Genomic DNA, 14,792 nt, shown 5'->3' on the forward strand with positions numbered 1-14,792 from the left:
CTTAAAGCAGTTTTAGTTTAACAGCGGCCGCCATGAATCTTTTAAAACACAAACCAGAGTGTTTTAAGTAAGTAGTTTTTTTAACCGGCTTCTTACTATTTTCAGGAATAAAATAGAGCAGCTATGGATTTATCAAAGATTCGGCATTTACGGTCGAAAGATCTGTTAACACTGGTTTTGTATAGCTTTGCGGGGCTTTTTATACCTATAACATTATTCGTCTTCGTGCTGCTACTTTTAGGAGTTCCTCTTAACATAAACAATCAAGAGTATGTGGGAACAGATGCTATTTTATTCTCTATTCTATTTTTACCAATATCCACTCTATTCGGGGCTATTGTGTTTTGGGTTTATCTGGCCGTTGGGTGGAAGCTGATTCGCAAAATCATTCCCTATTTAGGTTTTGGGTTTTCGGGGAAGCGCGCCAAATAGGTTAGCAAAACTCTGCTTTAACGCGAATTGGCTCACTTCTAAGACTAGTTACTTTCTTAAAGCAGTTTTAGTTTAACAGTCTTTGCAGTGTTCGTCCTTGAGTTCAAACTCAAGCGTAGAATGCTCAATGCCTAATTCGTGAAGCAGATATTTCGCTCGTTTTTTAATGGCCGCTTGCAGGCGTAGGTCGTACGACTTGTCGAGTACCAGATGTGCCGAGAGTACATGGTATTCTCCATCCATAGACCAAACGTGGCAGTCGTGAACCTCAATGACCTCGGGGATGGTTCTCAGGCGTTTATGCACCTTTTCCAGATCTATTTCTTCAGGTGTGGCCTGAAGAATAATGCTGAAGCTTTTTTTGATGTTTACAAACACGTTGTAGATAATAAATAAGGCGATAAGCACAGAGAGCAGAGGGTCTATGAAATACCAATCGAAGTACATGATGAGCAAACTGCCCACCAAAATGGCTATCCAACCCAACACATCTTCCAACAAATGAAGGCTAATAACCCGTTCGTTAATAGAGCTTCCCTTTCTAAGTCTTAGTACCGCCACCCCATTTACCAATACACCGAAAATGGCTATGTAGAGCATGCCTTTTTCATTCACCTCGGTAGGGTTAAGTACCTGAGGCACTGCCCGGCTGATGATTATGACCGAACCCACAAGCAGCACCACGGCATTAATAATGGCACCTAATAACGAAAAGCGTTTGTAGCCATACGAAAATGTATTATTCCGCTTCTTTTCCGATAGGTTTTGAAAGTACCAGCTCAGGCCTATGCTCACACTGTCGCCCAGATCGTGCAGCGCATCCGATAGAATGGCCAGACTGCCCGTAAACAAGCCTCCAATAAATTCAATACAGGTAAAACCCAGGTTCAGGAAAAAGGCCACCTTCAAGTTTTTCGTGCTCGCGTGGCCATGATGATGATGGTGATGATGCCCCATGTCCAAATGTATTAAGAAAAGCTACGCAACAAGGTTTCAGATAACCAGCTGTGCCAATACGGCACACAAGGCTCCAAAAACCGAGACCCCAAACCGCAACCAATTGAGCTTATGATTAGGGTCTGTCTCAAAAAATATGGTTGTAGAAATTTGTAAAAAGCTACCTGCCACAATGGCAAAGAAAATGATCATGTACTTTTCGGGTAATAAGTTGCCATGGCTCATAAACTCGCTGACAAACAGGCCTAAGGGAGAGGCCAGGGCAAATATGAGCAAGGCTGAGTAGGCTTGAAATTTTAGCTTGAATCTGTTGAGCAATAGAGCCATTAGAGCTACTGCAGCCGGTATTTTATGCATTACTATACCCAACAATATTTTAGGAGAGCTGCCATGCTCATAGGCCAGCTCGGGGCTGTGGTTTGAGTGTATGGAATCCGTCATGATGCTGCCCTCCAAAAATGAATGTAAACAAAGAGCCACCAGCAGATATACTACGGAGTGTTCTGCGTGAGCATGTACGTGCCCATGCTCTACCCCGCTGGTAAAGTTTTCAATAACCTTTTGTAAAAAGAAGCCAATGAGCACATAGAGCCCAATGTTAAATGGATTCTCATTAGAAAGGAATAAGTCCGGAATAAGATGAATGATGGTAACGGAAAACAGGTAGGCACCGGCAAACACCAAAAACAACTGCATGCGCTGTCCAAACATTAGCCCCGTGCGTAGCAATACAGCTCCCGGAATGGCCGCAGAAAGGAACAATATAATAGCATTGACGATCAACTCTTACCCTTACTTTTGCAACAAGATTGCAAAGATGCTAAGAAAATTCGAATTGGAATGAATAAGTTCAACTATTCACTTTTTTCTGTTTTAACCGTTTTGCCTCTCAGGCCGCCAGATATGTAGGTATCTATGTGGCCATTTTCATCTGCAAAAATCAGGTAACACTCCAGGTTCGGGTCTGCTTCTATCAATTCAATGCTCTTGTCTTTTCCCAGTACCATACAAGCCGTAGCATAACCATCGGCCAACATACAGTTGGGGGCCACCACTGTGGCACTCAATAGTGTCTGCATCTGAGGAAAGCCCGTTTTTGGGTTAATGGTATGAGCCACCTTTCGGCCGTCTTCAAGAACTCGGAAGTTCCGGTAATTGCCAGAGGTGGCCAACCCAGCATTTTCCAGCCTTACGGCATCGAAAATGCCTCCTATACGCTGTTCATCGGGCACTTCAATGCCAATAACCCAGGCATCGCCATCAAGGTTTTGGCCACGAGCATGTACTTCCCCACCAATTTCTACCATGCAGTTTTCAAGGCCCCGGCTCAGCAGCCAGTTCACCACTACATCTATGGCCTGCCCTTTGGCAATGGCCGAAAAATTGAGTTTCAGTCCTGTTTGAGAAGTACGCACCTCAGAGCTGTCGAAGCTAAGTTTCTCAAAACCTACAAACTGTAGCAATGAGTCTACCTGAGCACTGTCAGGTCCCATAAAACCACCTTCGCCAAAACCCCAGGCATTAATGAGAGGGCCCACTGTTGGGTCGAACGCCCCGTTGGTTTTTTCATACACCACGCGGCTGGCTTCCAGCACTTCATAAAAATAAGGCTGTTTGAAACTATGCTTCCCTGTTTGATTGAACAACGATATTTCAGAGTCAGGTACGTAAGTAGAAAGAGCCTGGTTAAAATCGGCCAGCAAAGAGTCTATCTGAGGTTTTAAGTTGCGTTGCTGTTTATCGAGGTATTTTACCGTGTAGCCAATGGTACCGCCCATAGTGGTGCCCCTTACTACCATTTCATGTGGCTGATTTTTACGGTAGGTGTACACCACAAAAATGGCGATCATCAATACAATAAGATAAATCCTAGAGAGCTTATTCCTATCCATTGCCTTATTTTTGGCAAAGATAATTGAATAGCCTGCCAAGCCTATGAGATTAGTTAATTCATTCATGTTTCTGGCAGACTATCCTTATCTTTTCAGATCAATTGAAAAAGAAGAATGAGGGAAGACTATCTTGATGCCAGTGGCGATGAGCTTAATTCGTCTGAGAAAGACATTGAAAGAGCACTTAGGCCGTTGTCTTTCGAAGATTTCTCCGGTCAGGATAAAATTGTGGCCAACCTGAAAATTTTTGTGATGGCTGCTAAAAAACGATCGGAGCCATTGGACCATGTGCTGCTTCATGGCCCTCCCGGTCTGGGTAAAACCACCCTTTCTCATATAATAGCCAACGAACTGGACTCAGAGATTAAAGTAACATCCGGGCCGGTGTTGGACAAGCCCAGCGATCTGGCGGGCTTGCTTACCAACCTGGAAGAAGGCGATGTACTCTTTATAGACGAAATCCACCGCCTTAACCCCATAGTGGAGGAATACCTTTACTCGGCCATGGAAGACTATAAAATTGATATTATGCTCGACTCCGGGCCCAATGCGAGAACAGTGCAAATTGGCCTTAACCCCTTTACACTGGTAGGAGCCACTACACGCTCAGGTTTGCTTACCTCTCCGCTGCGTGCCCGCTTTGGCATCAATGCCCGTTTGGAGTACTACGACTCCAAGCTACTTACCCGGATTGTCATGCGTTCGTGCGATATACTGAATACGCCCATCGATGACGATGCGGCTTTTGAAATAGCCAGACGCAGCCGGGGAACCCCTCGGATAGCCAATAATTTGTTGAGAAGAACCCGTGATTTTGCTCAGATTAAAGGCACAGGCAGAATTACCAAAGAAATAAGCGAAATGGCCCTCAATGCCCTCGATGTAGACTCCCATGGGCTAGACGATATGGATAATCGCATACTGCTTACCATAATCGAAAAGTTTAAGGGTGGGCCCGTGGGTATTTCTACCATTGCCACAGCCGTGGGCGAAGAAGCCGAAACTATTGAGGAGGTTTACGAGCCGTTTTTAATACAAGAAGGGTTTCTAAAAAGAACATCGCGAGGTCGTGAGGCTACCCATTTGGCCTATGAACACCTTAAAATGAAAAAACCGGGGCAAACAGGTACTCTGTTCGGTTAAGCAGTTGCGCTCCGGGACTTATTCAGCCCGTGGAAAAACCACACCTATGAAGTCAGCCATTGTTCATAACACCCGCTTCGTAAAACAGAAGGCCAAAGAATTAGGCTTTCAGTTTTGTGGCATATCCAAGGCCGAGTTTTTGGCCGAAGAGGCTCCCCGGCTGGAGGCCTGGCTAAAAAGCGGCAGGCATGGACAAATGAAATACATGGAAAACCACTTTGACAAACGCCTGGATCCTTCCAAGTTGGTTCCCGGTGCCAAGTCTGTGGTGTCATTGCTTTATAATTACTACCCACAAAAAGATCTGGCCAAAGAGCATCCGGAGCATTACAAGTTGGCCAAATATGCCTACGGTGAAGACTACCACCATGTGATTAAAGATAAGCTGAAAGTGTTTTTTGAGGCGCTGAAGGCAGAAGTTGGCGCCATAGAAGGCCGTTTATTTGTAGACTCTGCTCCGGTAATGGAAAGGCAATGGGCCGAGAAGTCCGGGCTGGGCTGGGTTGGTAAAAACACCTTGCTCATTAACAAACAAGCCGGGAGCTTTTTCTTTTTGGCCGAGCTAATCATAGACTTGCCGCTGGAGCCCGATGGTCCTATAAAAGACTACTGCGGCACGTGTACTCGTTGCGTAGATGCCTGCCCTACCGATGCCATAACACCCTACGCTCTCGATGCCAGTAAATGCATTTCATACCTTACCATTGAGCTTAAGGAAGAGATTCCTACGGAATTTAAAGACCAAATGGAAAACTGGGCCTTTGGCTGCGACATTTGCCAGGATGTTTGTCCCTGGAATCGCTTTTCTTCTCCCCACCAAGAACCGGCCTTTCAACCGTCTACAGAACTAAAAGCACTTTTTAACAATAATTGGCAAGATTTAACAGAGGAGGTTTTTCGGGAAGTTTTCAGAAAATCGGCAGTAAAAAGAACCAAGTGGAGTGGGTTGGTGAGGAACTTAAATTTCCTTAAAAAAAGTTAAGCCCATCGTTTTAGGATGGGCTGGGTTCAAATACTGTTTATCTTATCAATACGAACTGTTTGTCGATAATCGGGCCATACATGTGGCCAAATTTGGTGTAACACCACTTTTTCAGTTCTTCTAACTCATCCGAGATGAGTGATTTAACGGCTTTTCTCAACTCTTTTTCAAAAAGGCGCTTGTCGAAGCTCACCTTTGAGAGAATAGTCTTGAAATACTCCAACATGTTAAGAACGTTTAGGGTTATGAATCTACTTTTAGGTTTGGTCGTACCTACTGTACGTAGGTCAGATAATTCAGGTTATAGTCTTTCAAAAATGAGTTTATCTTTGAAAGCTGTTTCCTGAATGGGTAACGAATTTAATGAAAAATTATGAGAAATTCTCGGGTATTTTTAATGGTTTGGAGCTGTCTTCTCTTTTGTGCAGGCAGCCTATGGGCACAAGATATTTCTATTGAATTGGGTCCAGATGAGGTGGGCATGAATGAAATGTTCACCATCACCGTAACCGTAAGCAACGGTTCTATTAAGAACTACACCGACTTTCCAACCATAGAAGGTTTTGCCAAGAGAGGAACCTCTTCTTCCAGTAAAACGAATATTGTAAATGGCCAAATAAGCTCTTCCCAAAGCATTAGGCAAAGCTATATGCCGCTGGAAGAAGGCACGTATACCCTCGATCCGTTTACTATAAAAGTCAATGGCATAGAAATAAGCTCTCAGGGTAAACAAATTAAAGTAACCCCACCGGTAGAGCGAAGGTCTAACTCCAGAAGAAGGTTCGACCCGTTTGGAAGAGATGCTTTTGACGACCTGTTTGGCGGAAGAAACCGAAGCGAACCCGAGTTTGTAGACGTTGAAGAAGACGCCTTTTTGGCCCTCACTACAGATAAAGACGAAGTTTTTGTGGGCGAAGGCTTTACCACAACCTTTGCTTTTTATGTGGCCGATGCTAACAGAGCTCCTCTCCAGTTTCACGAAGCCGGTAAACAGCTGTCTACCATTCTCAAAGACCTGAGACCCGAAAACTGTTGGGAAGAAAACTTTAACATAGAAAACATTTATGGAGAACGAGTGACCATTAATGGTAAGAACTACACCCGATACAAAATTTATCAGGCCACTTATTATCCCCTCAACCTAGAGCCTGTTGTGTTTCCATCGGTGCCTTTCGAAATGATTAAGTTCAGAGTTGCCCGCTCACCTTCTTTTTTTGGTCGCGACAGGCAGGAAGACTTCAAGACATTTTATACCAAAGAGAAAACTGTGAAAGTAAAAGCCTTGCCGCCACATCCTCTGAAAGATGTAGTGGCCGTAGGAGACTTTGAACTGGACGAAAAGATTGACAAGACTACGGTAGAAACCGGGGAAAGCTTTTCTTACGAATTCAATATATATGGCGAAGGAAACATTAGTGGTATCAACGATCCGATAGTACCCGGCACTCGCGAAATGGACATTTATCCGCCCAATATTGCCCAAGACATTAATCGCGGTGCAGGAAGAGTTACCGGCTCCAAGAAGTACAGTTACTTTGGCATACCCAATGAGCCCGGTCAATACAACCTCAAAGATTATTTTAGCTGGGTGTTTTTTAATCCCAAAACAGAAACTTACGACACGCTGCGTTCAGAAATTAAGCTTGAAGTGACCGGAGAAAGCAAGCAAAATGTTTCTATCTCTTCTACCGATTTGGGTTCGTTCTACGATTCCATAGACCTGGCATCTAACGAACTCAAGCCGCTCAAGAAAGATAATACCACTCAAATTATAGCCAATCTGTTGATAATTGCTATGTTGGCGGGCGCAACGTTTTTGTTTGTTAAGAAATAATGGGAAATACTTTCGGAAAACTCTTTCAGATACATACCTATGGTGAATCGCATGGCCCGGCTTTGGGAGTGGTTATCGATGGCTGTCCGGCAGGACTAACCATCGATGAGGCTTTTATACAGTCCGAACTTGATAGACGAAAACCAGGGCAATCAAAAATTACAACTCAGCGCAAAGAGGCCGATGAGTTTGAAATAGTCTCCGGTGTTTTTGAAGGAAAAACCACAGGAACGCCCATCAGCATTATTATTCGCAACAAAGATCAAAAGAGTAAAGACTACTCTCACATTGCCGATAAGTTTAGGCCCTCACATGCCGACTATACTTTTCATACTAAATACGGTGTGAGAGACTACCGAGGTGGAGGCCGGTCTTCTGCCCGCGAAACCGTGGCTCGGGTAGCAGCAGGAGCAATTGCCAAGTTGCTGTTAAAGCACTACGGAGTAAGCTGCCAAGCCTATGTGTCGCAAGTGGGGAGTCTGCAACTCCAAAAAAATTATACAGAACTTAACCTAGCCACTGCCGAAGAGAATATAGTGCGATGCCCCGATAGTGCCACGGCCAGTGCAATGATTGAGCTCATTGATGAAACCAGGAAAAACAGAGATACCATTGGTGGAATTGTAACCGGAGTCATACAGGGCGTACCGGCTGGTTTGGGAGAGCCGGTATTCGACAAGTTGCATGCCGAATTGGGCAAAGCCATGTTGAGCATCAATGCTGTAAAAGGCTTTGAATATGGTAGTGGTTTTGAAGGGGTGAAAATGAAGGGCTCCGAGCATAACGATGCTTTTTACACCGAAAATGACCATGTAAAGACCAAAACCAATTACTCTGGTGGTATTCAGGGAGGTATAAGCAATGGAGAAGATATCTATTTCAACGTGGCCTTTAAGCCGGTAGCCACCATTATGCAAGACCAGGAGAGCATCAACGAAGCCGGGGAGACGGTAGTAGTATCAGGAAAGGGAAGGCACGACCCCTGTGTGGTGCCAAGAGCAGTACCTATCGTTGAGGCAATGTCAGCTTTGGTTATTGCCGATTATTTGCTAATTAGCAGGTCTAATCGACTTAATTAACCCTCACTTTCAGGTCATGAAGAAACTTCCTTTGCATGTCAAAATCATGATTGGACTGTTTGCCGGAGTAATCTGGGCATTCCTCTCAAGTTCTGTAGGCTGGAATCAATTTACCATAGACTGGATCGATCCCTTTGGGCAGATTTTTATTCGTATGCTCAAATACATTGCAGTACCTCTGGTGTTGCTGTCTATCATAAGCGGTATTTCAGGCCTCAAAGACATGTCTAAGTTAGGTCGAATGGGAGGTAAAACACTTGGCTTTTACCTGGTAACCACGGTGGCCGCAGTGGGTATTGGCTTACTCCTGGTCAACGTGATTAAACCGGGCGCGCTCATCGATGACGAGCAACGCATCAAGAACAGGCTAAGCTATGAGTTTTGGGCATTGGAAAACGGTGTCGAAATACTGGATGGCAAGAACTATCGCGATAACCCCGAGTATGACCACCTGTATGAACATCAGGAGATGTCTGAAGAAGAGAAACAAATGGTAGCCGAAAAGCAGGCTGCAGCTTCAGAAAATAAAGATGCCGGTCCACTTGCCTTTTTGGTAGACATGGTGCCACAAAACATAATACTCTCTCTGGGCAACGATAAACTCATGCTGCAGGTGATCTTTTTTGGGATCTTCTTTGGCATTTGTATGGCTGCTCTGCCCGATGATAAAGTGAGCGGGCTGAGTTCGTTTATTAATGGAGCCAACGAGGTCTTTCTGAAAATGGTGGACTATGTAATGCAAGCCGCTCCGTTTTTTGTGTTTTGTCTTTTGGCCGGAGTAATTGCCAAAATGGCCGATACACCGGCTCAGGTATTCGAGATTTTTAAAGGGCTGGCCTCTTACTCGGTTACCCTCGTTCTTGGCTTGCTTTTTCTCATTTTCGGGTTTTACCCAACCATTATTCGCACCTTTATTAAATCGCTTACCTACCGCAAGTTCTTCAAAAAGGTAAGTCCGGCACAGTTTCTGGCTTTTTCAACCAGTTCCAGCGCGGCTACACTTCCCGTTACCATGGAGTGTGTAGAAGAAAATCTTGGGGTTTCTAAAAACGTATCGAGCTTTGTTTTACCAATAGGAGCAACCGTAAACATGGACGGTACCAGCCTGTATCAGGCGGTAGCCGTAGTATTTATGGCCCAGCTACATATGGTAGATCTCTCGCTAGTGCAGCAGCTAACCATTGTACTCACGGCCACCCTGGCCTCAATTGGTAGTGCGGCCGTTCCTAGTGCAGGCCTGGTAATGATGGTTGTAGTGCTGCAATCGGTTGGGCTTAATCCGGCATGGATAGCCATTATCTTTCCGGTAGATAGGCCACTGGATATGCTTCGAACGGTTGTAAACGTGACCGGAGATACGGTGGTTTCTTCTTTGGTTGCCAAATCGGAAGGCGAATTAAAGGAAGACTAAGAACTTATCCCTTACCTTTGCGGTTAAGACTTAGCAAATTACAATTGATATGAGACCGGTAAATATATATATGGAAGCCAACCCTAACCCAAACTCAATGAAGTTTGTGGTTAACTTTATGTTGCTTCAAGATGGTGTCAGCTTTGATTACCCCAATGCCGAGGCCGCTCAGCAGTCGCCATTGGCACAAGAACTTTTCCAATTGCCTTATGTAGACCGGGTGTTTTACATGAGCAACTTTATTACCGTAACCAAGAAAGAGGAAGTTGATTGGTTGGAAATTCAAGACGAGATAAAGTCTGTAATAAAACCCTATTTGGAAAACGAAAAACCACTGTTGCTGGAAGAGCTGGATAAAGACCCTCTTTTCGATGAAAACGACTCAGAAGTGGTAAAGAAAATAAAGGGTATACTGGATGAATACATTCGGCCAGCTGTAGAACAAGACGGTGGAGCCATTGGTTTCTCTTCATTTCAAGACGGAGTGGTTAAGGTAAACCTTCAGGGCTCGTGTAGTGGATGTCCTGCTTCAACGGTTACCCTTAAAAATGGCATAGAGAATCTGCTAAAACAGATGTTGCCCAACGATGTGAAGGAAGTAATAGCCGAAGACGCTTAATACCAGGCAGCCTCATCCGTATAGAGAGTTGGCTGCCCGGTCTTCAAAGGTTGAATATCTGCCCAATAGTTGGGTTAGTTACACATAAACCTCTTTGCTATGAAATTTGGAGGCGTTGCCAACCCTGAATCCATCGATTTTACTCTTCCTCCCGACCATGAAGGAACCCTTGCTTTGCTAAGCAAGGGAGAAGGACTTCAAAAGCCTCGTATTTATGTAGGTTGTGCCAAATGGAACCGATCTGACCTGAAAGGTTTTTACCCGAGAGGTACCAAAGATGAATTGACCTACTATGCCACGCAATTCAACAGCATAGAACTTAATGCCACTTTCTATAATTTTTATAGCAAAGAGCAGTATGCGGCCTGGGCGCAAAAGACACCGGATCACTTCAGGTTTTTTCCAAAGGTAAACCAGATGATTAGCCATATGAAAAGGCTGAATGATGTGGACAGATATACCGAGGAATTTTGCGAGTCGCTAATTGGTCTGGAAGAAAAGTTGGGCATGGTATTCTTACAACTGCACAACAACTTTGGACCAAAAAACTGGGATAGGCTGGAGCGTTTTCTCAATGGATTCCCCAAAGAAATACCCCTGGCGGTTGAAGTAAGACATACCGATTGGCTGAACCAGGAAGACGTGGCCAATCGCTTCTACCAATTGCTGGAGTCTAAAAGAGTCTCTAATATCATTACCGACACAGCAGGGCGTAGAGATTTGCTTCATATGCGCCTCACAACACCGCAGGTTTTTATTCGCTATGTGGGAGCCAACCATGAGTCGGACTATACTCGGCTAGATGATTGGTTGCAACGAATAAAGGCTTGGGTGGCTACCGGAGGCCTGACAGATATTTACTTTTTTGTACACCAGAATTTAGAGAAAGCTTCTCCATTACTCTCTGCTTATTTTATTAAAAAACTCAATGCTGAACTAGGTTATGAGCTTCAAGTACCCGAAACTCAATCTACTCAGTCGTCTCTTTTTTAAGCAGTAGACCGATTGGCTCAAAGGCCTGCCCCTTTAATAATGTCGTCTACCACTTCCGGATTGAGCAAGGTAGAAGTATCACCAAGGTTTGATAGGTCTTTGCTGGCCACCTTACGGAGAATTCTGCGCATAATTTTTCCTGAGCGTGTTTTAGGAAGCCCGGGCACTATTTGCACTATGTCCGGTTTGGCAATTGGGCCAATAATTTTGCGCACGGTCTCTTTTATTTCTTCCTTCAGACTCTCCTCAGTGCGTCCTGTCATGTCGCAAATCACAAAAGCATAAATGCCCTGGCCCTTTACTTCGTGTGGAAAACCCACCACGGCCGACTCTACCACTTTTGGATGCTCGTTGATGGCATTTTCTACTTCGGCCGTTCCCATTCGATGTCCCGAAACGTTAATCACATCATCTACCCGACCGAGTATTCTGAGGTAACCGTCATGGTCTCTTTTGGCTCCATCGCCCGTAAAATACATGCCCTTGTAAGTCGAAAAATATACGTTTTTGCACTTTTCATGATCGCCATAAGTGGTGCGCAACATGGACGGCCATGGAAACTTTATGCACAAATTGCCTTCTACATTATTTCCGGTAAGTTCATTGCCTTCCGCATCTACAATCACCGGTTGAACACCCGGAAGAGGCAGCGAAGCATGTGCCGGTTTGTTTGGTGTAATGCCTGCCAGGGCCGAAATCATGATTCCTCCTGTCTCGGTTTGCCACCAGGTATCTACCAGAGGGCAATTGCCTTTGCCTATATGGTCATGATACCAGTGCCAGGCCTCTTCATTGATGGGCTCGCCAACAGAACCTATAACCTTTAGCGAAGAGAGACTATAGGGTTCTACAGGCTCCAGGCCGTAAGCTTGCAGGGCACGGATGGCTGTGGGCGCGGTATAGAATTGGTTGACTTTATATTTGTCTACAATTTCCCAGAATCGGCCCGGATGAGGATGAGTGGGGACTCCCTCAAACATTAGCGTGGTGGCCCCTGCCAATAACGGGCCGTAGACAATGTATGAGTGGCCGGTAATCCAACCTACATCGGCCGTACACCAGTAAATATCGCCCTGACTATACTGAAATACATTGAGAAACGAATAATAGCTATATACCATGTACCCCCCCGTGGTGTGCACTACCCCTTTGGGTTTGCCGGTAGATCCTGAGGTGTAAAGAATAAACAGCATGTCTTCAGCGTCCATTTCTTCCGCCTCAAACTCGTAGGGCTGGCCATCAATTGCATTGTGCCACCACAGGTCGCGGTTGGTCACCATATTCACGGGTTGATGTGTTCGTTGCAGTACAATTACCTTTTGCACCGATGTGCATTTGGTCAGGGCTTCATCTACAACCGCCTTTACCTCAATTTGCTTTTGGCCACGAAAGTTACCATCGGATGTCAGTACCATTTTGGCCTGGCAGTCATTAATTCGATCGGCCAGAGAACTAGCCGAGAACCCTGCAAAGACCACTGAGTGAATGGCGCCTACTCTGGCACAGGCCAACATGGCGATGGCTGCCTCCGGAACCATGGGCATGTAGATAATCACCCGATCGCCTTTACCAATACCCTGAGCCTTTAGTGCATTGCAAAACTGGTTGGTAAGGCGGTATAATTCGCTATAAGTAAGGGTTCTGTTAGGTTCATCCGGATTATTAGGTTCCCAGATGATGGCAGGAGTTTCTCCTTTAGTATATAAATGGCGTTCAAAAATATTCTCAGTTAGGTTGAGCTTACCATTCACAAACCACTTCACATTGGGGCCTTCAAAGTCCCATTCCAGGGTTTTAGTCCATTTTTTACGCCAGTGGAACGATTCAGCAATTCTGGACCAAAAGGCTTCGGGCTCCAATACGCTTTTTTGATACTCATGAAAGTAACCGGAAAGGGTCTGTATTTTGTGGCTCATACTAGGAGGTTCAAAAGTTGATATTGATGGAATAAGTTAAAAGATTCGACAGAGAGCTACAATGCAAAATGATAAAAGAAAAGGCTGTTTCGGCCGGCAGATGTGTTAACACCTGTTTACCCAAACAGCCCTTAAGTGGTTGCTGTAGTAGCTGCTATTGAATAGTAACATTAAACGTTACCCGCACATCTTCTTCGCCTCCGGCATTGGTTTGGTCTCCCTCTGCAACTCCCGTTTGGAACTTGGCTGGCTCATGCACCAGAATTACCGTAAGAGTACCGGTGCTGGCGTTTCCTGCCGAAGCATTATTCTTGAGCCCAAAAGGGTAATCCTGTCCGTCTATAGTATAATCTGTTTCGGTGTCGTTGTATTCTACCAAAAGTGTAAGGCTCGAGCTGATTTCAAAGAAGAGCTGATGGTCTCTGGCTTCTGCCTTTATTTCTGGAGTAATGTTTACAGCCCCATTAAAAAAGGCCAGAGTAAGGTCGTACGTATTACTTTCTGTAAGAACAATATCGTCAATCACCGGGTCAGAGCCACCGTCTCCATCGGTATCTTCCCAGCTAGCCACTATGGTCTCGTTAATAGGCCCTGTGCTGGTAAAAGTGAGCTCTACTTTGGTAATGAGTTCTTCTTCATTTACCGGATCCGGGTCGTCTTTGTCGCAACCCAGGGATACTGTAGCCAGAAGGGCCACCAGCAACCAGTTCAATTTTATTAGCTTCTTCATGATTATCGGATTAGGTAGTTTATCGGTCAATATTGCAAAAAATTAGGCAAAATACACACCCTGCATGGTATAGATGGTAGGGTTGATGAAACGAAAAAAGGGCAGCTCTTCAGCCGCCCCGTGGGAATTGTATTTGAGAAAACTACTGAGTTATTGTATGGTTACACTAAAGTTCACCCTTACATCTTCTTCGCCACCGGCATTAGTCGGATCGCCCGCGCTTACGCCACTGGCGCTTTTATTAGGCTCATGAATGAGTAATACAGTAAGCGTGCCGTTGCTGGCATCGCCCGTTGTGGCTGTGCCCATTAGGCCCAGTGGCTTGCCATTACCGTCCTCATCGTTGTAAGCATAAGTAAAGTTGAGGCCGCTGGCGGCTACAAAGAATACCTGATGCTCTTCGGCTTCTTCTTCTACCTCTTCAGTAATATCTTCTGTAGGGGTTTCCGACTCATTTAAGAATTCTACTGAAACACTATAGGTAGTATTGGCTGCCAAAGTAGGGTTGGTAATTACCGGTGCATTGCCTCCTTCGCCATCAAGGTCTTGAAATGTAGCTACAATGGCCGAGCCGCCACCGGAGGGAGTAAACGTTACCCGAACGGTAGTGATCAGCTCTTCTTCATTAACTGGCTCCGGATCGTCATTGTCGCAGGCCATAAGACCTAGCAGCAAAAACGCCATTAGAAATGATTTGATCGTGGTTATGTTTTTCATAATCAGAATAACTTTTGTGCAATATTGTTGCAAATGCAAGTCTGTTGCAAGAGTTATTTAGAAAATCTTACAGACGGTCTGATGAGC

General features: G+C 45.0%; 15 protein-coding genes. 8 read left to right on the top strand and 7 right to left on the bottom strand.

Translation table 11 applies throughout. The features are described from left to right. Window positions 1–123 precede the first annotated feature (123 nt). Complete coding sequence (locus B3O12_RS04130; protein ID WP_286755392.1) at window positions 124–432, top strand: hypothetical protein; 309 nt, start codon at window positions 124–126, stop codon at window positions 430–432. A gap of 72 nt (window positions 433–504) precedes the next feature. On the opposite strand, the gene B3O12_RS04135 is transcribed toward B3O12_RS04130, so the two are convergent. From B3O12_RS04135 to B3O12_RS04145, 3 genes are all read right to left on the bottom strand, one after another. Further along, window positions 505–1,335, bottom strand: coding sequence for a cation diffusion facilitator family transporter (locus tag B3O12_RS04135; protein WP_286755393.1), 831 nt, complete (start codon window positions 1,333–1,335; stop codon window positions 505–507). Between the two features lie 90 nt (window positions 1,336–1,425). Beyond that, a complete protein-coding gene (locus B3O12_RS04140; RefSeq protein WP_286755394.1) occupies window positions 1,426–2,151 on the bottom strand; it encodes a ZIP family metal transporter in 726 nt (241 codons plus the stop codon). Window positions 2,152–2,243: 92 nt separating this feature from the next. Then, entirely contained in the window at window positions 2,244–3,281 is a 1,038-nt protein-coding gene (locus B3O12_RS04145) for an FAD:protein FMN transferase (RefSeq protein WP_286755395.1), read from the bottom strand. Between the two features lie 114 nt (window positions 3,282–3,395). Between B3O12_RS04145 and ruvB the strand changes: the two genes are divergently transcribed. Then, a complete protein-coding gene (gene ruvB / locus B3O12_RS04150) occupies window positions 3,396–4,424 on the top strand; it encodes a Holliday junction branch migration DNA helicase RuvB (protein ID WP_189628985.1) in 1,029 nt (342 codons plus the stop codon). Between the two features lie 46 nt (window positions 4,425–4,470). Beyond that, a complete protein-coding gene (queG, locus tag B3O12_RS04155) occupies window positions 4,471–5,406 on the top strand; it encodes a tRNA epoxyqueuosine(34) reductase QueG (RefSeq protein ID WP_286743325.1) in 936 nt (311 codons plus the stop codon). Window positions 5,407–5,443: 37 nt separating this feature from the next. Here queG and B3O12_RS04160 read toward each other — a convergent pair whose 3' ends face one another. Next, complete coding sequence (locus B3O12_RS04160) at window positions 5,444–5,632, bottom strand: hypothetical protein (RefSeq protein WP_189628987.1); 189 nt, start codon at window positions 5,630–5,632, stop codon at window positions 5,444–5,446. A gap of 147 nt (window positions 5,633–5,779) precedes the next feature. Here B3O12_RS04160 and B3O12_RS04165 point away from each other — a divergent pair, with 147 nt between their 5' ends. The 5 genes from B3O12_RS04165 to B3O12_RS04185 all read left to right on the top strand — a co-directional run bounded on the left by B3O12_RS04165 (window position 5,780) and on the right by B3O12_RS04185 (window position 11,342). Next, the gene (locus B3O12_RS04165; RefSeq protein WP_286755396.1) at window positions 5,780–7,240 is read left to right on the top strand and encodes a BatD family protein; all 1,461 of its coding nucleotides are present in this window, start codon (window positions 5,780–5,782) and stop codon (window positions 7,238–7,240) included. Next, window positions 7,240–8,319, top strand: a complete 1,080-nt coding sequence (aroC, locus tag B3O12_RS04170) for a chorismate synthase (RefSeq protein WP_286755397.1) — start codon at window positions 7,240–7,242, stop codon at window positions 8,317–8,319. Before B3O12_RS04165 ends, aroC begins: the two co-directional genes overlap by 1 nt. A gap of 16 nt (window positions 8,320–8,335) precedes the next feature. Next, window positions 8,336–9,730: a dicarboxylate/amino acid:cation symporter gene (locus B3O12_RS04175; RefSeq protein ID WP_189628990.1), complete on the top strand. Its 1,395-nt coding sequence runs from the start codon at window positions 8,336–8,338 to the stop codon at window positions 9,728–9,730. A gap of 49 nt (window positions 9,731–9,779) precedes the next feature. Continuing rightward, entirely contained in the window at window positions 9,780–10,349 is a 570-nt protein-coding gene (locus B3O12_RS04180; protein ID WP_286743314.1) for a NifU family protein, read from the top strand. Between the two features lie 99 nt (window positions 10,350–10,448). Next, window positions 10,449–11,342, top strand: a complete 894-nt coding sequence (locus B3O12_RS04185; RefSeq protein WP_286755398.1) for a DUF72 domain-containing protein — start codon at window positions 10,449–10,451, stop codon at window positions 11,340–11,342. A gap of 17 nt (window positions 11,343–11,359) precedes the next feature. On the opposite strand, the gene acs is transcribed toward B3O12_RS04185, so the two are convergent. The 3 genes from acs to B3O12_RS04200 form a co-directional block, all read right to left on the bottom strand. Further along, on the bottom strand, window positions 11,360–13,258 hold the full coding sequence (gene acs, locus B3O12_RS04190) for an acetate--CoA ligase (RefSeq protein WP_189628993.1): 1,899 nt from the start codon (window positions 13,256–13,258) through the stop codon (window positions 11,360–11,362). 154 nt (window positions 13,259–13,412) lie between these two features. After that, the gene (locus B3O12_RS04195) at window positions 13,413–13,988 is read right to left on the bottom strand and encodes a hypothetical protein (RefSeq protein ID WP_286755399.1); all 576 of its coding nucleotides are present in this window, start codon (window positions 13,986–13,988) and stop codon (window positions 13,413–13,415) included. A gap of 150 nt (window positions 13,989–14,138) precedes the next feature. After that, a complete protein-coding gene (locus B3O12_RS04200; RefSeq protein WP_286743299.1) occupies window positions 14,139–14,705 on the bottom strand; it encodes a hypothetical protein in 567 nt (188 codons plus the stop codon). Window positions 14,706–14,792 lie beyond the last annotated feature (87 nt).

Source organism: Roseivirga sp. UBA838 (genome assembly GCF_002296035.1).
Lineage (GTDB): Bacteria > Bacteroidota > Bacteroidia > Cytophagales > Cyclobacteriaceae > Roseivirga > Roseivirga thermotolerans.